The organism is Nonomuraea guangzhouensis (assembly GCF_019396345.1).
GTDB lineage: Bacteria > Actinomycetota > Actinomycetes > Streptosporangiales > Streptosporangiaceae > Nonomuraea > Nonomuraea guangzhouensis.
In genome coordinates, this window is the sequence record NZ_JAHKRM010000030.1 from 33,477 (window position 1) to 52,860 (window position 19,384).

Genomic DNA, 19,384 nt, shown 5'->3' on the forward strand with positions numbered 1-19,384 from the left:
CCGCGAACCCCGACATTCGCGGGGCCCTGCGGTCATCCCACCCTTCACATGCACGTGGTCTGCACACCCCAGTACCGGCGCGGACCGTTCACGGACGACATCCTCCTGCGGCGAATCACCACCGTCCGTCATCAAGCACTACATCGAGAACCACAAATGCCCAGGCTGGGCTGCTCCCCCAAAGTTGCTGTCACCGCACCGCTCGGCCCTTGGCGGGCCTCCCGCGCTGCCGTTTCCTCCCGGGCGTGAACGTGAACGCCCGGGGTTCCACGACAGATCGCGCTGATGCGCGTTGAGCCGCACCTGTGGCTCGGTGAGCTACGGCCGGGCGTGCCGTTCCGTGTCGAGCAGCAGGTCCGCCTCCCGTTGCAACGCGTCGCGGTCCCAGGTGACCACCGCTCCGGGGACGGCGTCCGGCAGGACGTCCTCCATGTAGCGCAGCTTGCGCCACCGCAGGCCGTACACCGCCAGTGCGATCTGGGCGACGCCCAGGACGACGATCATGAGCGCCATGCCCCGGCCGGGCCCGGTGCCCAGGACGGTGCCCGCAGTCCCGCTCAGCCAGCCGCCCTCGCGCATCGCCGGTTCGAAGAACGCGTCGGCGAGCCGGCCGGCGCAGAGGTAGCCGAGCGGTTCGGTGAGGTTCGCGATCATGCGGTTGCTGGCCAGGATCCGGCCTTGGAGTTCCATCCCGACCTTTGTCTGGATCATGGTCTGCCAGTGGCCGTTGAGCAGCGCGAGGGAGGCGGCGACGGCGGCCAGTCCCACGGCCAGGAACAGCGGCGAGGGCAGCAGGCCCACCAGGATCATGCCGGCACCCGTCAGCAGGGTGAACCCCACCATCCCCGTCGCCCGCCGTTCGAACCCGCCCCAGAACGCCATGGCCACTCCCCCCGCGATCCCGCCCACGGCGCCGACCACGGAGGCGACGGTCAGCGTGGCGGGTGACGCGAACGACAGGACCAGCGGCGGGGTGAGCGCGATGGCGAAGCCGAGCATGAGGTTGAACGCCAGGAAGAAGGCGATCATCGCCACGAAGCTGGGACGCCGGGCGATGTAGCGGACGCCGTTGGAGATCTCCTTCCAGATCGTCTCCTCCCGCCTGCGGAACAGCGTGTCGGGGAACCGCACGACGAAGAGCGTCAGCAGCGAGACGAACACCGTCGCCAGGTCCACCACGAGCACGCCGCCGAGCCCGATCAGCACGATCAGCGCGCCGCCGAGCAGTGGTCCCCCGGCCTGGCTCAGCGCGACCAGGGCCTGGGTGACGCCGTTGGTCCGGCCGAGGTACTGCTTGGGGACCAGTTGCGTGGTCGCCGCCAGGTAGGCCGGTTGCTGGAAGGATCCCGCGATCGAGCTGAGACCCGTGGCGATGTAGAGATGCCACACCTCCAGCGACCCCGTGGCGTACATGACCAGGCAGAACCCGGTCCCGCAGACGGCCACCAGATCACCGGCGATCATCACCAGGCGGCGGTTCCATCGGTCCGCCGCCGCGCCCGCGAACGGCAGCACCAGCAGCGCGGGCAGCAGCCCGCAGACCAGGATGACGGAGAACTGCGTCGCGCTGCCCGTCTCCAGATACACCCACACCCCGAGGCCGAACGCCAGGGCCCTGGTACCGAGCATGGACACGAGCTGGCCGAGCGTGACCAGCAGGAATCCCCATAGACCCGAGGCGGCCGGCGGGACGATCGGCTTCTTCTCGGCGGGCGGCCGCTGTCGCCGCTCGAACCAGCGGGTGAGGATGGCGGCGAGCTCGGCGGCCTGGTGCTTGAGGAAGAAGTGGCCGGCGTCCGGGATCACCTCCAGTTCGGTGTCGGCGCACAGCAGGTCCCATTCGCGGTGCCGTTCCTCGTGGAACTCGGTGAGCCGGTCCCGCTCGCCGACCACGCTCAGCGCGTGCAGCGTGCGGGGGCGGTCCTTCGCGTGGCAGTGCTCGGTGTAGAACTGTTCGGCCTGCCGGGAGTCGTGCCGCAGGGCGCGCAGGATGAACGCCTGCTCTTCCGGGTCCAGGCTGTCGGTGAGCCCGCCGATGCCGCGCAGCGTGTCGCGATAGAGGCGGTCGGATCGCCAGCGGTCGCTGGGCAGGAGCCTGGCCCACAGGTCGAAGAGCCGTCCCGGCAGGCGCGGCGCCGGGAACGCGCCCCCGAACACCACGCCGACGACGTCCCCGCCCCCGGCCTCCAGACGCTGGGCGATGTCGAAGGCCAGCGCGGCACCGAGGCAGTGGCCGTACACGATGACGGGGCCCTGGACCGTCGCGCGGATCTCGGCGACGCACCGGGCCGCCAGCGTGTCGAGCGGCTCCATCGGGGCCGACGGGTCGCCGAAGTCGTGTCCCGGCAGGTCGACGGCGAGCAGCGGGAACTCGGGCGGCAGGGCGCGGGCGAGTTCGCCGTAGGCGGCCGCGTTCCCGCCGCCGAAGGGCACCGCGACCACGGTGGCCGCCGTCGCCCTGGCCGGGGCCGCCGTCGCGCCTGGCAGGCGTACGAGGAGCCCGCCTCTGGGTTCGCTGCCCTTGAGCAGGTCGGTCAGCTCGCGGATCGTCGGGTGCTGGAAGATCGCCGCGACCCGCAGCCCGTCCCCGATCTGCCGGGCCAGCCGCATGGCCGAGAAGGAGTCGCCGCCGAGCGCGAAGAAGTCGTCGTCGATCCCCACCTCCGCCAGCCCGAGCACCTCGCGCCAGATCCCGGCGAGGCGCTCGTCGGCCGCGTCACGCGGTGGCGCCGTCGGCCGGTCGCCCGCGATGCCGGCTCCCGGCTCGGGGAGGGCGCGCCAGTCGAGCTTCCCGTTCGGGGTGATCGGCAGCCGGTCCATCCCCACGAAGGCCGCGGGCACCATGTACGGCGGCAGCTTCGCGCGGGCGTACTCGTGCGGCGCCGGGCCGTCCCCGCGCACGACGCCTGCGTACTCGTGCGACGCAGGGCCGTCCCCGCGCATGACGTAGTACGCCACCAGCCGGGCCCGCCCCTCCTCGTCGTGCCGGACCACGACGGCGGCGTCACCGATGCCCGGGTGCCCCCGCAGCACCGCCTCGACGTAACCCGGCTCGACCCGGTATCCCCGGATCTTGACCTGCCGGTCCAGCCGCCCGAGGAACTCGAACACCCCGCTGGGCAGCAGCCGCCCCCGATCACCCGACCGGTACGCCAGGGCGCCCGCGTCGAACGGATCCCGGATGAACCCGTCCCCCTCGGACAGGTACCCGCGGGCAACAGCCGCGCCGCTGATCAGCAGCTCCCCCGCCGCCCCGACGGGCACCGGGCGCAGCCGCGCGTCCACCACGCGCACCCGCACGTTGTCGAGCGGACTCCCCAGAGGGACGACCGGCCCACCACGATGGCCGCGCCCGGCCGGGACGCGGTGGGCGAGCACCGCGACCGTGGTCTCCGATGGCCCGTAGTTGTTCCAGATCGAACAGTCCGGCCGGACCTCGCGGACGGCGTCCACGAGCTCCCACGGGCACGCCTCCCCCGCCAGGACGAGGTAGCGCGCCGGGACCACCGCCGCCAGCAGCCCCGCGTCGCGGACGGCCTGGAGGTGGCTCGGCACGAGCTTCATGAAGTCGATCGGGTGCCGCCGGAAGTAGCCGGCCAGCTGCTCGGGATCGACCGCCCACTCGTACGGCAGCACGTGCACGGTCCCGCCGGTGGCCAGCGCTCCGTACAGGTTCGTCAGCCCGAGGTCGGCGGCGAGCGTGGACACGAGCGCGAAGTGCAGCTTCTCCGGCACGTCGAGGCGGGTGAGGATCGCGGTGAGGTAGTTGGTGAAGCTGCCGTGCTCGACCACGACCCCCTTCGGCCGGCCGGTGGATCCCGAGGTGAACACCACGTACATGGCCTCATCCCGGGCGATCCGCCGCCCCAGGTCCGTCCCGGGATAACCGGCCAGGATCGCGCCGATGTCCTCCAGCACCACGACCCGGACCGGGCCCGTCTGGATAGGCGTGTGGTCGACTTCGGCGTGGGTCAGCAGCATCTTCGCGCGTGACTCGGTGAGGACCGCCGTGAGGTGGCTGGCCGGTGCAGCCGGGTCGAGCGGCACGTACGCCGCCCCCGCCTTCTGCGCGGCCAGCATCGCGACGACATGGTCCACGGAGCGCTCGAACAGCAGGGCCACCAGGTCACCTGGCTGTACCCCCTCGGCCACCAGGTGCCTGGCCAGCCGGTTCGCCCGCTCGTTCAACTCGCCGTAGCCGGCCACGTCGTCGCGGCACCGGACCGCGTCCCGTCCGGGCTCGAGCGCCGCGTACGCCTCGAACCGGGCCAGCAGGGTCGCGGCCTCGTCGAAGTGCGGCGGCCGTACCGTCTCCAAGTCGTCGGCCGGGATGGCGGGTAGCGCGCCCGGCCGTACCATCTGCAGGTCGTCGGGCAGCGCGCCCGGCCGTAGCATCTCCAGGTCGGCGGCCGGGACGGCGGGCAGGGCGGCCATCGGCGCGTCCAGGCCGGTCAGGGGCGGGCCAGTGAGCAGGGCGTCGACGACTTCGGCGAAGTGGTCGCCGAGGCGCGCCACCAGCTCGCGCGACAGCAGCTCCGCCGCGTACGTCAGCGTGACCCGCAGCTCCCCTTCCGTCTCGACCACGGCGCAGGACAGATCGAACCGGGCCCGCGCGTTCCCTGCCCGCAACGGGGTCACCGCGAGGCCGGGCAGGTTCTCACCGAGGTCGGTGGCGGTGTGGTAGTTGAACATCACCTGGACCAGCTGACCCGTGCCGAGGTCCCGCTCGGGCGCCAGCTCCGCCACCAGCCGCTCGAACGGCAGCTCCTGATGGTCGTAGGCGTCCAGCGCCCGCTCGCCGACCCGCCGCACGAGATCGCGGCAGGTCGGCGCCGGGCCCAGGTCGAGCCGGAGCGGCAGGGTGTTGATGAAGCAGCCCACCAGGTTCTCGGCCTCGGGGCGGTCCCGGCCGGAGACGGGCACGCCGACCACGACGTCCTCCGTGGCGCAGTGCCGGTGCAGGACGTACCCGAAGGCGGTGAGCAGCAGCACGAACGGCGTCACGGACGCTTCCCGCGCCACCTCGCGCAGGCGGCGGCAGGTCCGGCGGTCGAGCGTGAAGTCGAGCTCGGCGCCCCGGTCGGAGCGGACCGCGGGGCGTGGGCGGTCCAGCGGGAGTTCCAGGATGGGCGGCATGTCGGCCAGTCGCTCACGCCAGTGGTGGAGGTGGTCGCGTACGACGTCGTCGGTCAGGCGTTCGCGCTGCCAGGCGGCCACGTCGGCGTACTGGACAGGAAGCGGGGCGAACTCGTGGCCGGCGTAGGCGTCGAAGAGATCGCGGACGAGTTGCCGCGACGACCACGCGTCGGTCGCGATGTGGTGCGTGACGAGCAGCAACGCGTGGTCGTCGTCGGCCAGCCGGACGAGCGTGGCCCGCAGCGGGAACTCGCTGTCAAGACGAAAGGGGCGTTCCGCCTGCGCGGCGAACACCTCCCGCACGGCGCCGGGCAACCCGGCACTGCCCTCGTCGGACGGCTGCGCCCGGACCGCGTCGGACGGCTCCGCACGGGCCGTGTCAGGCCGGGCGGCGGCTGTCAGGTCGATGACGTCGAGGGACGGGCCGTGGCCGGGCGGGGCCAGGACCAGTTCGGGGTCCGCGCCGTCGGATGAACAGGTCGTGCGCAGGACCTCGTGACGGTCCACCACGGTCGCCAGGGCCTCGCGCAGGGCCCCGGTATCCAGCGGACCGGTCAGCCGCATGGCCTGGACGACGTTGTAGGCGGGGCTGGCCGGGTCGAGGTTCTGCAGGAAGTGCAGGCGTCGTTGCGCGAACGACATGGGCAACCGGCCGGTGGTCCGGTCCAGGCGCGGGATGGGGGCGGGCCTGGCGGCGGTACGAGAGGCCGCCAGGCGGCTCAGCCTGGCCCGCTGTTCGGGTGAGAGGCGTGAGAGCCGTTCGGCCACAGCGGCGGGTGTCATGCGGCGCCCCTCTCGCATCCGTCAGTCAGGCTTCCCCGTCTGTCCGACATACCGGAGACGTCCCGCTCGCCCACCTCAGAGACGTCCTGAACAACCGCACCGGACCGACCCTTCCGAGCCGCATCGGGAAGGTCCCGCCTGACCGCATCGGGAAGGTCCCGCCCGGCTGTGTCGGGAAAGTCCCGCCCGACCGCATCGGGAAAGTCCCGCCCGGCTGTGTCGGGAAGATCCCGCCCGACCGCATCGGAGAGGTCCCGCCCGAGCACGCCAGAGACCTCCCGCTCGGAGGGGGCCTCCATGACCGTGTCCAAGGTGTCCTGCTCGACGGTCTCCAGCATGGCCAGCAGTTCGTCGGTGTCCATCGTCAGCAGCCGCCGGTCGGCTATCTCCCGGGCGATGGCGGTGACGGTGGCCGCGGCGAAGATGTCGCGCACCGACAGGGTGACGCCGAGGTCGCGCCGGATGCGGGAGACGAGCTGCATCGCCGAGATGGAGTCGCCGCCGAGCGCGAAGAAGTCGTCGCCCGCGGAGACCGCGCCGATCTCGAACAGCTCGGCCCACCGATCGGCCAGCCACCGCTCCACGTCACCGTCCGAAACAACCCGCGCTCCGGCCTCCGCTGAACTCTCCCGCACTGCGGCAGATCCCGAGCCCGATGAACTCTCCCGCACCGTGACAGATCGCGGGTCCGGGAGGCTCTCCGCCTCTACGGGCCGCCGGTCCCATAGGCCCTTCGCCCCGACAGACCCCCGATCCTGCGGGCCCTCCGCCCCCACAGACCGCCGGTCCCACGAGCCCTCCGCCTCTACGGGCCGCTGCTCCCATGGGCCCTTCGCCCCGACAGACCGCCGGTCCTGCGGACTCTCCGCCTGGACAGACCCCCGGTCCTGCTGGCTCTCCCCTGCGACGGGTCGTCGGTTGGGCTCCGGCGTCGTGGCGGGTCGTGTGGTCGGCTCCGTCGTGGGGGCTCCCGGGGAGGCGCCCGGCCGGGCGAGCAGGCGCAGGGCCGTACGGTCGATCTTGCCGTTGGGGAGGGATGGGAGCTCGGCCAGCTCGACCAGCGCGGTGGGGATCATGGCCAGGGGAAGCGTCGTGGTCAGGTCGCGCCGCAACGCCAGCAGGTCGAGGTTCCGGCCCTTCGCGGGGACGACGTACGCCGTCAGGCGGGCCCGCCCGGCCGATCGCTCCACGGTCACGTGGACGTCGTTGACCGGCCCGCAGGCGCGGATCGCGGCGGCCACCTCGGCGGGGTGGATGCGGACGCCGTTGACCTTCAGCTCGTCGTCGGCCCGGCCGACGACAACGAGTTCCCCGTCGTCGGACACGCGGCCGAGATCACCGGTGCGGTAGGCGGTGACGCCGCCGAGGTCGGCGAAGCGGGCCGCCGTCTCCTCGGGCATCCCCACGTAGCCGTGGCCGGTGTACGGGCTCACCAGGACGATCTCGCCCTCGGCCGCCGGGTTCCGCAGCGCCGCGCGGACGAGAGCGGCGTCGAACGGCCCCGCCGGGTCGATGAGGCAGAAGCGCGTCTGGGGGACGGGCCCGCCCGCCGGGAGATTACCCGTGAGCCGCTCGGAGACGGGCAGGCGCTTCCAGATCTTGGGCAGCGTCGTCTCGGTGGTGCCGTACAGGTTGACGCGGGTGCGGGTGCCGGGGAACACGAGCTGCCACTCCCCCAACAGGGCGGCCTCCAGCGGCTCCCCGGCGAAGAACACCGTTCGCATGGACTCGCACTGCGTACGGCAGTGCCGCAGCCAGCCGCGGGCCACCGACGGCACCGCGTTGACGACGCTGACGCGGCTGTGACGCAGCCAGGCCACGGTCGCCTCCGGCGAGTCGGCCTCGCGCAGGGCCGGGATGACCAGCGTCGCGCCGGCCCACAGCGGCAGGAAGACGTCGCGGACCGCCACGTCGAAGCTCAGCGCGGTCAGGAACGCCACCCGGTCCCCCGGCTCGACGCCGAACTCGGCGCACTGCCAGGCGAGGAACGAGGTCAGCGCGGCGGCCGAGCCCAGCACCGGCTTCGGCCGTCCGGTGGAGCCGGAGGTGAAGAACACGTACGCGCCGTCGGCGACCGCGGTCGTGCCTGGCTCGCCAAGGCCTGGCTCGCCGGGACCGGACGGCTCCGCCGCGTCACGAGAGACCACCCCAGGAATCGCCACCCCGTCGCGCAGGACGACGCCGGGTCTGATCAGGTCGAGCAGCGTCTCCTTGCGCCGGTCGGGCAGGTCGGGGTCGAGGGGCACGGGAACGCCGTCGAGCGCCAGGACCGCCAGGAAGTCCACCACGAACTCGATGGACCTGCGCCGTTCGATCGCCGTGAAGGTGCCCGGACCCACCGAACCGGACAGCGTTCCGACGCGTTCCTCCATTCTCCCGGCGAGGGCCGCGTAGGTGAGTGATCGCGTGCCGCACTCCAGTGCGACCTGCGTGGGCCTGGTTACAGCGTGCAGGTATATACGGTCGACAAGCCGGCGCTTCTCGATCGAGGGCGTATATGCCCTGGTGTGCTCCTTCACCGCTCTCCTCAGGTGTCACGAGAGATCTGGCCGCGCCATCGCGACCTCACCTGACAAGGCGTTCCAGAGTGTTCCAAGGCGCAGAGGGACTGTCATACCAGGGGAGGACGAAGAACATACCGGGGGTGGATGTCCTCCGGCGGCATCCGCGAGACGGTAAGGCCATGATTCGACTAACCCGGATTGCCGCCGCGTTCGCCATGGTCGCTCTGCTCGCTTCGTGTGGGACGGCCACGACGGCCTCGCCGTCGAGCCCGGCGACCCACACGAGTCATGCCGGTGGCCATGGGGCAAAGGCCACACCGGTGGCCGCCCCGTTACGGGCCGGCGAGCGGTTCGAATCCCTGAGCATGGCCGAGGCCTACACGCCGAGCGGCCCCAACGGCGGCACCGACGACTACCGATGCTTCGTGATCGACCCCAAGCTGACCAGCCAGGCGTTCCTGACCGGAGCCCAGTTCCTGCCGCAGAATTCCGACATCGTGCACCACGCGATCTTCTTCAGGCTCGGGCCCAAGCAGGTCGCGCAGGCGAAGGCGCTCGATGACGGCACCCCCGGTCAAGGCTGGACGTGCTTCGGCGACTCGGGCGTGGACGAAGCCTCCTGGGTGGCGCACTGGGCGCCGGGCACCAACGAGACGCTGCTGAATCCGCGTTACGGCTACGCGCTGCCGCCCGGCAGCAAGCTCGTCATGCAGATCCACTACAACACCCTCAACGCCAACGGCCACCCCGGCTCCGACAAGTCGAGCATCCGGCTGCGGCTCACCGACAAGGCGCTGGAGCCGCTGGAGACCGCGCTGTTCCCGGCACCGATCGAACTGCCGTGCACGCCGCAGGAGACCGGTCCCCTGTGTGACCGGGCCGCCGCCGTCAAGGACGTGGTGCGCAGGTTCGGTCCCGGGGCCGACGGGGAGGCTGATGGGCTGGCCAAGGAGTGCGGGCCGCTCAAGCCGGGGCCGACGCAGCACTGCGACATTCCCATCCCGGGCAGCGTGACGCTGCACGCGCTGGCCGGGCACATGCACCTGCTCGGGCGCTCCATCAAGGTCGAGCTCAATCCGGGCACGCCCAAGGCGCAGACGCTCCTGGACGTCCCGAAGTACGACTTCGACGACCAGGCGCTGCGTCTGCTCGCCAAGCCCGTCACGGTCAAGAAGGGCGATGTGGTCCGGGTGACCTGTACGCACGACGCCGCGCTGCGGGCGCAACTGCCGCAGTTGCAGACGCTGCAGCCGCGGTACGTGGTCTGGGGCGCGGGGACCAGCGACGAGATGTGCCTGGGCATCGCCATCTGGTCAAAGGCGGCATAGGGGGCCAAGGATACGCAAGAGAGCCGCGCAGAGCGGGCCGCGCAGAGCGGGCCGCGCGAGAGACAGCCGCGCAGAGCGAGCCGCTAGAGAGCCGCGTAAGGCTCGAGGGCCGCATACGGAGGGCAGGGCGCACGCATACCGCGAGGTCGGTGTGCGTGCGCCCATGATCGGGGTCGGGGTCGGGGTCGGGCCGGTGCTCGTCGGTCCGGATCCGGGCCGATCCGGACCGGTGCTGGTCGGGTCGGGCCGGGCCGGATCCGGATGCCGGGCCGGGCCGGTGCTGGTCGGGGCGGGTCGGGTCGGTGCTGGTCGGGGCGGGTTAGCCGAGTGTGATGCGGTCCACGTTGGGGCCGCCGCCCGCAGTTGTGGCAGTCAGGCGGATTGTGTTGGCTCCGGTCTGGAGGTTCACCGGGATCGTGCCGTCCACCCAGGTGTCCCAGTTCGTCGTGGCCGGGAACGACTGGGTGGTCACCGTCGTGCCGTTTACCGTGACCTCCATCGGCCGGTTCACCGCCGTTCCGTTGGCGTACCGGATCGTCAGGGTTCTGGCGCCCGCGGCGGCGGTGTTCACGGCGAACTCGACGTACGAGCCCACGAGGTTGTCGTAGTTGACGAAGCCGGTCCCGGTGAAGCCGGTGTGGTTGGACTCGGCCACGCCCTGCGAGATCGTCGCGTCCTCAGCCTGATACTCGGTGCCGACCGGGGTGGGGGCCGACACGTCGACGTAGTCCGCGTTCGGGCCGCCGTTGGCGGTGGTGGCCGTCATGCGGATGGTGTTGGCCCCGGCGACCAGCGGCAGGGTGAACGTGGCCGTCGCCCAGGTGTCCCAGTTGCCGGTGCCGGGGAAGTCACGGGTGAGGGTGGTGCCGTTCGCGGTGATGGTCATCGGGCGGTTCACCGCGGTGCCGTTGGCGTACTTCAGGGTGACGTTGGCGTTGCCCGCGGCGGTGGCGTTGACGTTCCACTCGACGTACGAGCCGACGATGTTGTCGTAGTTGACGAAGCCCGAGCCCGAGTAGCCCGCATGGTTGGACTCGACCACGCCCTGCGAGATTGTCGCGTCCTCCGCCTCGTAGTGGGGGCTCGCCGTGGCGGGCCGGGCGCGGATCAGGCGGGTCTCACCGGGGCGCAGGGTGGCGCTGTAGGAGGAGGCGACGGTGCCCTCGGAGCCGCCGGACCACAGGTTCGTGACGTCGGCCGGGCCGGTGAAGCCCACTTGCGACCAGGTGACGCTGACCGTGGAGTTGCCGGACGTACCGGTGTTGTAGAGGGCGACGATGTAGTCGCCGTTCGACTCCCGTTTACGCCAGACCTGGTTGACACCACTGTTCACAATGCGCTGGGCGGCGACGCCGTCCTGGTCGACGGCGATGAGCCGGTCGTTGGTCAGCATGGCCAGGTCGGTCGAGGTGAGGGCGGTCAGGTCGGTGCCGAGCAGCAGCGGGCTGGAGATCATGGCCCAGTGCGTCATGTGGGTGCGCCGCTGGTCGGCGGTCAGGCCGACCTGGTCGCCGTTGCCGACCTCCAGCGAGTCGTAGTCGTTCCAGCCGCCGGGCCCGGCGTACTGCTGCCAGGAGGCCGCCGAGTTGAACCGGCTGGACACGTGCGACCAGTCGGTGAGCGGGAACCCGCTCCCGTTCGACCCAGGACCGCAGTAGCACTCGACGTCGCCCTGGGTGCGCCAGCTGTTGGCCAGCCGCTTCCAGGTGGTGGCCTGGGCGATGGGCAGGTTGTTGGACAGCGCGAAGTTGATCGGCCGGCCGGTCTGGCGCAGCGCCTTGTCCCAGGCTTCGACGTCGGCGACCGTCGTCGCGTCCACGCCGTCGATCTTCAGGTAGTCGACGCCCCAGGAGGCCATCTGGTTCGCCCACGAGTTGATGAACAGCTGCGCGCCCGGGTGGGAGTAGTTGAGCCGGTACATGTTCTTGCAGTTGTAGTTCTTGTGCGTCTGCGAGGTGTCGGCGATGTCCTGCGCGTGGTACGAGGTGCCCTCGATGGGCTTGTTGGCGGTGACGGCGTTCTTGGCGATGCCGGGCGTGACGTAGAAACCGAACTTCAGGCCCTTGGCGTGCACGTAGTCGGCCAGCGCCTTGATCCCGCTGGGGAACTTGGCGGTGTCGACGGCCCACCGCCCGAAGCCGTCGACCTGGAAGCCGTTGGAGTCGCACTTCTGGTAGAAGTCGTCGAGGTTGATGTAGACGTAGCCGTGCGTGGCGAGGCCGCTGCTGACCAGCGCGTCGGCCTGGGCTTTCATCTTCGTCTCGTCGGGCCAGCGCCGCACGAAGCTCCAGCTGCTCCATCCCATGGCGGGCCTGATCGACAGGCCGTTGTCGGACGCGGCCGCGGGCTGAACGCTCGTGAACAAGCCCGCTAAGAGCACGGCCACCGCCGCGACTGTCCCTCTCCGTCTCACGGGTTTTTCTCCTTATGTTTTACGGCCGGCCCGGTGGGCGCCAAACGGCGTGCGGGGCCGGGGTCTGTCCAGGGGAACGCTCCTCCGGTGGAGCCGGCGCGCCGCCGTTACGTGCGCCTTCTTGACCGTGGCTTCCGTTCGTGGCTTCCGTTGGTGCCGGCCGCCGTGCGGGCGGTGCGCGTCCGCACGGCGGCCGGGGTTCAACCGATCGTGATCCGATCGAGGTTCGGGCCGCCGCCGGCCGTCGTGGCGGTGGCGCGGATGGTGTTGGCGCCCGCGTTCAGCGGCACCGTGACCGACTTGGTGACCCAGGTGTCCCAGTTGGTGGTCGCGTCGAAGGCGAGTTCGTCCGAGACGAGCGCGCCGTTGACCGTGATGTCCATCGGGCGGTTGGCCGTGGTGCCGTTGGCGAACCTCAGCGTCAGCGCGGCGTTCCCCGCCGACCCGGCGTTCACCGCGAACTCGACGTAGGAGCCGACCAGGTTGTCGTAGTTGACGAAGCCGGTGCCGGTGAAGCCGGTGTGGTTGGACTCGGCCACGCCCTGCGAGATCGTCGCGTCCTCGGCCTGGTAGTCGGTCGCGCCGCCCCCGCCACCAGGTGTCACGTCCACGTCGATGTAGTCGAGGTTCGGGTTGCCGTTGGCCGTGGTGGCGGTGGCCCGCAGCGTGTTGGCGCCCGCGGTGACCGGCACGGTGAAGGTGTCGACGGCCCAGGTGTCCCAGGTGCCGGTGCTGCCGTAGTCACGGCTCGCGAACACCGTCGTGCCGTTGACCGCGATCGCCGACGGCCGGTTGGTCGTGGTGCCGTTGGCGTACCCCAGCTTGATCGTCGCCGTGCCCGCGGTGGCGGCGGTGAAGGACCACTGCAGGTAGGAGCCGGCGGCGTTGTCGCCGTTGACATAGCCCGTGCCGCTGTAACCCGGGTGCGAGTTCTCGAAGATGCCCTGCGAGATCGTCGCGTCCTCCGCCTCGTAGCGGCCGGGTGGCGGCGTCGTGCCGCCGCCGCCCGCGTACTCGCCGCCGACCCACGCCTCGTCCACCCGCCACCGTGAGACGCCGTGGTGGCCGGTCTTGGTGAGCCGCACGTACCGGTGGGTCGAGGCGGTCAGGTCGATGACCTGCACGCCGCGCGCGTTCGGCACTGTGCCCGTCTTGACCGCGCTGCCCCAGCTCGTCCCGTTGTCGCTGACGTACACCTGGTAACCGGAGATCCGCGCGGACCCGGACGACGGGTAGACCGTCGAGTCCTCGCGCTGGTTGAAGGCCAGGTACTGGATCCGCTTGGCCGAGCCGAGGTCGAAGGTCAGCGACGCGGGTTCGGCGGCGTTGCTGTCCCAGTAGGTGAGGTAGTCGCCGTCACCGGCGGCCGAGGCGGCGTGTCCGCTGGTGGACGAGGTGGCCGACAGGGTGACGCCGCTGTAGATCCCCTCACGGCCGGCGGAGATGACCTTGAAGACCGTGTCGTACTGGTCCCACGAGGAGATGCCGCTCAGCGTCAGCGTGCCGTTCGCCTGCGTGAAGGTGACGGGGGCGCCGGTACGCAGGTTCGTCACCGAGCTGATCCGGTAGCCGTTGTCACGCAGCGACAGCGTGCTCCCGGACGGCGGCGTGACGACGTGGATGTAGTGCCGGTTGGGATCATTCTTGGCGATCGTGGTCACGCCGTGGGCGCCGTTGTTCCAGAAGCCCGGTTTGAGCCCGCCGAACATGTAGCCGCCGCCCTCGGTGCCGCCGAGCGACTCCCAGATCTCCCCCAGGTAGGTGTCGGCGAAGTTGTTGAAGCTCACCTGCTGGGCGGGGAACTTGCCGTTGACCATCGCGGTCTCGGCCATCAGCGCCTTCACCGACGATCCGGCGTTGGTGATGAGCCGGCCCAGCGTGAGCTTGCGGTCCACCGCCTGGTCCGACCCGCCGTACCACCACGGGCCGCCGGTCGGCAGCTTGAAGTCCGCCTCGATCAGCCTCGGCAGCGCCGTGTAGACCGCCTGCGGGTAGTCGTACGACGGCGTCATGCCGGTCTTCTGCTCGTTGCTGATCATGTCCATGATCGGCGTGTCTTCGTTGTTGTTCGAGATCGTCATGTCGGGGCGCTGCTGGTAGATCTTGGCGTAGAGGTTGTTGTTCTCCCAGTAGGCGTTGTCGTTGTCGATCCAGAACCCGGCCAGCTTCGGATAGCGCTGCATCTGCTCGAAGAACTGCAGGTAGCTGAACTCGCCGAACCCGTCACGCGTGGTCAGGTCCACGTTGTGGCCGACATAGCTGGAGAAGGCCGAGGAGTTGAGCCAGTCGCCGGAGCTGAGCCCCTCGTTGTGCCACTGCGGGTCGTCGGTCATGTAGTTGATGACCTTCAGCCCCTGAGCGTCGGCCGCGTCGATCAGCTCGCCGAGGAAGTCCCGCGTCGTGCGGCACGAACCGGGGATCGACGACGGGTACGGCCGGGCGTAGCCGAGCCGGCTGTGGAAGGTGGCCAGGACGATGTACTGGGCGTGCAGCTTCTTGGCCTCGTTCACCCAGTAGGAGGCGCTCCAGCCGCCGTTGGTGACGTCGGCCTCCCAGCCGCTGCAGCTGGTGTGCTGCGGCGAGGTGCGCTCGCCCCAGTGCAGGAAGACTCCGGAGATCGAGTTGCGCAGGAACGCCTGCCGCGGGTGCTGCAGGTCGGCCTGGGCGGGCAGAGCGGTGGGCAAGGCCGTGAGCAGGCCGAGCAGGAGGGCGAGTACGGCGAACACCGCCGTACGCGACACACGGGACATATGCGCTCTCCTAGGGACCGGTGACGTCAAGGTGGTCGAGGGTGAACAGGCAGGTCGGCGGCACGATCCTGGCGAGGATCTCGGGGGCCAGATCCCCAGAGGCCGCCGCGAGGATCTGGCCCCCGAGGCTCGGTGCGGCCGCGCGCGCCGTACCGGGACCGGGACCGGCGAGCAGGACGCCACCCGCCGACACGGACACGCGCGGCACATCATGGGGCGACGGCGTCATACCAGGACCTCGAGGTAGTCGAGGTTGGGGCAGCCGTTCGCGGTGGTGCCGGTGACCCTGACCGTGTTCGCGCCCGCGACCAGGGTGGCGTTGACGCTCTTGCTCGCCCACGTGGTCCAGGCGCCGGTGCCGCCGAAGCTCAGCCCCGAGGCGACGGCGACGCCGTTGACCGTGACGTCCATGGGGCGGTCGGCCGTGGTGCCGTTGGCGTACCGGATGGTGAGGGTCGCGGGGCCGGCGGCCGACGCGTTGTGCGTCCACTGGACGTAACACCCGGCGGCGTTGTCGGTGTTGACGAAGCCGGTGCCGGAGAAGCCCGCGTGGTTGGACTCGACCACGCCCTGCGAGATCGTCGCGTTCTCCGCCTCCAGGCGGGTCGCGACGGCCGCCACCTGCTTGTACGCCCGCATGTTGGTGAGCAGCAGGTAGCAGTTCTGCAGCGAGCCCGAGGTGTCGCCGAGCGAGCGGTAGATGCCCCACTTGGGACGGACCCGGTCGCCGAGGAACGTGTCGCCGGTCTTGGTCGCGTCGACCAGCGTGGTGGCCCCGTCGCGCAGCACCCAGCGGACCGAGCCCGCGCTGCCGTCGCCGATCGTGATCTCGTACTCGGCGTCGATCCACTTGTTCTGCAGCGGCTCCAGGTTGGTCCGTCCGACCAGGGTGTCCGACTGGAAGATCTTGTGCTCGATGGTCTGCACCCCGTCCACCCGGCGCAGCGACGTGACGGTGATCGGATTGGTGCCCGTGCCCGGCATCTTGGTCTGGCTGATGTGGGTGAAGGTCGTGGTCGCCTTCAGCGAGCTCGGGATGAACATCGAGTACGTGACCCGCCACGTCTCACCCTTCAGCCACTGCAGGTAGCCGCTCGGGTTACGGGTGCCGGTCACCTCCTGGCGCTGCCGGTCGGTCATCGAGTCGCGGTCGACCGTGTGCATGTTGAAGCGGAAGTTGTTGCCTTCGGCGAAGATGTGCGGCTGACCGGCGGGGTGCGAGTCGGCGCGGTCGTCCTCGATGGTCTCGAACGCGCCGAGCCCGACGGACGATGCTTCCGGGGCCCACATGAGCTGCCAGGCGGTCGCCGCCGAAGCCGGGCGGGCAGGCAGGTACGGGGTGAGAAGCGCGGCGCCCACGAGGGTCCCCAGCTGGCGTCGGGTGATGTCCATGGCTTCCTATCCAATGGTGATCTTGTCGAGGTTGGGTCCCCCGTTGGCCGTCGTGGCGGTCGTCCTGATCGTGTTGGCCCCCGCGGTGAGCTGGACGGTGAGCGTGGCGGTCTGCCAGGTGTCCCAGTCGCCGGTGCCGGGGAAGTCGCGGGTCACGGTGGTGCCGTTGACCGCGATGGTCATCGGCCGGTTGACCGTGGTGCCGTTGGCGTAGCGGAGCGTCAGCGTGGCGCTGCCCGCCTGAGCGGCGGTCACGGCGAACTCCACGTACGAACCGGCGACGTTGTCGAAGTTGACGAAACCGGTGCCGGTGAAGCCGGTGTGGTTCGACTCCACGACGCCCTGCGAGATCGTGGCGTCCTCGGCCTGGTAGTCGGTGCCGCCCCCCGAGGCGGCCGCCACGTCGATGTAGTCGATGTTCGGGTTGCCGTTCGCGGTCGTGGAGGTGGCCCGGAGCGTGTTGGTCCCGGCGTTGACCGGGACCGTGAAGGTGTCCGTGGCCCAGGTGTCCCACGTGCCGGTGCTCGCGTAGTCACGGCTCGCGAACACCGTCGTGCCGTTGACCGCGATCGCCGACGGCCGGTTGGCCGTGGTGCCGTTGGCGTACCGCAGCTTGATCGTCGCCGTCCCCGCCGTCGTGATCGGGAAGGCCCACTCCACGTACGAACCGGACACGTTGTCGCCGTTGACGTAGCCCGTGCCGCTGAAGCCGGTGTGGGAGTTCTCGAAGATCCCCTGCGAGATCGTCGCGTCCTCCGCCTCGTAGCGGCCCGGCGGCGGTGGCGTGTCCGCGCCCGGCAGGCCCCAGGCGGCGCCCGGCTTGGCGATCGGCACCGGCGCGATGACCAGGTCGGGGACCGCGCCCGCGTGGACGAGCACCTCGCGGTCCTTGGGCAGGGTGATGCCCAGCACGCCGCCGCCCAGGTCCTGGACCGTGGCGGGAGTGCCGTCGTCGAGCGTGGCGGTGACCGTTCCGGTCAGCCCGTGGTCGAGCTTGAGCGGCTCACCGGCCAGGCTTCTGACCCGGATGAAGCGGGTGGCGCCCGCCTGCCGTACCGCGGAGACGAGGAACGCGCCCTGCGTGCGGAAGTCGTGCAGCGTGACGTCCGGCCACGACCCCGGGACGGCGGGGAAGACGCGGACGACGCCGCCCCAGCTCTGGCAGAGCAGGTCGTGGATCGACTGCGAGGCCGACAGCGGCGTCTCGATGACCGGCCCGGCCTCGGTGTAGTGGGTGTTGGCCCGGCACGGGTAGGACGTCGAGGGGTCGAAGAACTTCAGCAGGTAGGTCAGCGCCGTGTCGCCGCGCCGCATCATGGCGTACATGGAGGCGGCGCCGGTGTAGCTGTAGCCGCGGTGGGCGCCGGTCAGCGCGTGCCACCGGACGATCGACTTCTCGATCAGCGCGCGGTTCCCCGTCTGATCCCAGTTGACCAGGTAGAGGGGATAAATCATCAAAAGGTGGGAGTAGTGGCGGTGGGACTGCGCGTACGGCGTGCTGCCGCCGATCATGTAGCCGTTCGTGTCCGTCGGGTAGGCCACCAGCGTGCTGAGCACCTGCTGCCACCTGGTCTTCAGCGGGTCGTCGATGCCCAGCCGACTCGCCGAGTCGAGCAGCGTCTGGCAGCCCCACCTGATGAGGGCCAGGTCGTAGTTGGTGTCCTGCGGCGGCACCACGGGGTACTCGGGCGACAGCGTGCTCGGCAGGTGCAGCTTGCCGTCACTGCCACTGGCCAGGAAGCGCAGGTAGTAGTTGATCGCCCGGCGCAGCAGCGGGAACAGCGTGTCCCGCAGCAGCGCGTCGTCCATCGTGTGCCGGTAGGACAGCCACACGTTGTGCAGCGCCCACGTCAGGTCGCCGACCTCGGCACCGCTGCCCGGCGTGCCCACGCTCCGGTTGGCGAACATGTCGGAGCTGCGGCCCACGCCCGAGGAGTCGCTCCGGTACGCGCTGGCCACGTTGGCGGTGAGCTGGGCCCGGTTCTGGTCGAGCGTGCTGGTGACCGAGTCGAGCTCCAGATGGTTGGAGCCGTGGATGAGCCAGTACTCCAGCTGCACGTTGAGGTTCCACCACACGCCGGGCCACGGGGTGGGCTCCAGCCACGGCCCGGTCGTGGCCATCACCGGCGCGCCCGCGCGGGTGGCGGAGGCCACCTTGTAGAGCTGGATCCAGTGGAAGCTCTGCAGCCGCTGGTCCGGGATGGACACGAAGCTCTTGCGGTAGAAGGCGTGCCACCAGGTCCGGTGCGCCGCCCGCAGCGTGTCGTACGTGCCCGCGTTCTGGACCTTGCCGAGCGAGGCCGTCTCCGCCGCGCTGCTGGACGGGAAGCTGTGGGCGACCGACAGCAGCAGGAGGTTGCCGCTCTGCCGGTAGGCGGTGGCGGTCTGCCCTCCCCCTACCAACGCCTGGAGCACCTGCTTGACGTCGCCGGTGGTCTTGGTCGTCGAGGCCGGGTTGTGCGTGTAGCCGGACGGCGGGTCCTCCGACGCCTGTCTGGGGCTGTCGGCCACCTCCGGGTGGAACGTCCATCGCACCTGCTCACTGCCCGTGACCGAGGCGCTGGCCACGAACAGCTCGTCGTGGATGAACGCGGTGAACGTGATCTTCCCCGAGGAGGTGGTGACGGTGCCGGTCAGCTCGGCGTCCCACAGGCTCAGCCGCCAGTCGACGGCGGTGATCGTACCGACGGGGTCGAGCGTGAGATGGCCGACCGGCAGCCGGCACGTGCCGAACCCGCTGCCGAACTCCGGCCGATGGTCCTGGACGCGGCCGTGCTGGGTGGTGAAGCGGATCTTGTTGGCGTCCGGCTCCTTGTAGATCATGCTGCCGAGCAGGCCGTCGCCCAGGAACGGCCCCTCGTGCCAGAGCGTGGGCAGCTTGGCCCACCGCAGGTCCTGCTCCCGCAGGAACGCGGCCCACTGGGCGTCCGAGGTCATCCGGACGTCGAGCGTCCAGGGCGCCTCGGCATGCGCGGGGGCGGCGAGCGGGCCGGTCAGCGCCGCCGCGGCCAGGGTGCCGAACGCGCCGCCCAGCACCGCCCGGCGCGTCGGCCCGCTCTCACCGTCGTCAGGTTCCAT

At 70.6% G+C, this 19,384-nt stretch carries 8 protein-coding genes; 1 reads left to right on the top strand and 7 read right to left on the bottom strand.

The window, feature by feature from the left end; all coding sequences use genetic code 11:
* Positions 1-318: 318 nt before the first annotated feature.
* The gene (locus KME78_RS46605) at positions 319-5,919 is read right to left on the bottom strand and encodes a non-ribosomal peptide synthetase/MFS transporter (protein ID WP_219536400.1); all 5,601 of its coding nucleotides are present in this window, start codon (positions 5,917-5,919) and stop codon (positions 319-321) included.
* Positions 5,916-8,438 (bottom strand): non-ribosomal peptide synthetase, encoded by a 2,523-nt coding sequence (locus tag KME78_RS46610; protein ID WP_219536401.1) that lies wholly within the window; start codon positions 8,436-8,438, stop codon positions 5,916-5,918. Before KME78_RS46610 ends, KME78_RS46605 begins: the two co-directional genes overlap by 4 nt.
* Positions 8,439-8,743: 305 nt before the next feature.
* Between KME78_RS46610 and KME78_RS46615 the strand changes: the two genes are divergently transcribed.
* Positions 8,744-9,751: a monooxygenase gene (locus KME78_RS46615; RefSeq protein ID WP_308127394.1), complete on the top strand. Its 1,008-nt coding sequence runs from the start codon at positions 8,744-8,746 to the stop codon at positions 9,749-9,751.
* Positions 9,752-10,070: 319 nt separating this feature from the next.
* On the opposite strand, the gene KME78_RS46620 is transcribed toward KME78_RS46615, so the two are convergent.
* The 5 genes from KME78_RS46620 to KME78_RS65300 all read right to left on the bottom strand — a co-directional run bounded on the left by KME78_RS46620 (position 10,071) and on the right by KME78_RS65300 (position 19,384).
* A complete protein-coding gene (locus KME78_RS46620) occupies positions 10,071-12,164 on the bottom strand; it encodes a carbohydrate-binding protein (protein ID WP_219536402.1) in 2,094 nt (697 codons plus the stop codon).
* 200 nt (positions 12,165-12,364) lie between these two features.
* Positions 12,365-14,914, bottom strand: a complete 2,550-nt coding sequence (locus tag KME78_RS46625) for a carbohydrate-binding protein (RefSeq protein ID WP_219536403.1) — start codon at positions 14,912-14,914, stop codon at positions 12,365-12,367.
* Positions 14,915-14,924: 10 nt separating this feature from the next.
* The gene (locus KME78_RS46630; RefSeq protein WP_219536404.1) at positions 14,925-15,143 is read right to left on the bottom strand and encodes a hypothetical protein; all 219 of its coding nucleotides are present in this window, start codon (positions 15,141-15,143) and stop codon (positions 14,925-14,927) included.
* Entirely contained in the window at positions 15,140-16,306 is a 1,167-nt protein-coding gene (locus KME78_RS65295; RefSeq protein WP_246653430.1) for a carbohydrate-binding domain-containing protein, read from the bottom strand. Before KME78_RS65295 ends, KME78_RS46630 begins: the two co-directional genes overlap by 4 nt.
* 6 nt (positions 16,307-16,312) lie before the next feature.
* Entirely contained in the window at positions 16,313-19,384 is a 3,072-nt protein-coding gene (locus tag KME78_RS65300) for a glycosyl hydrolase family 95 catalytic domain-containing protein (protein WP_246653431.1), read from the bottom strand.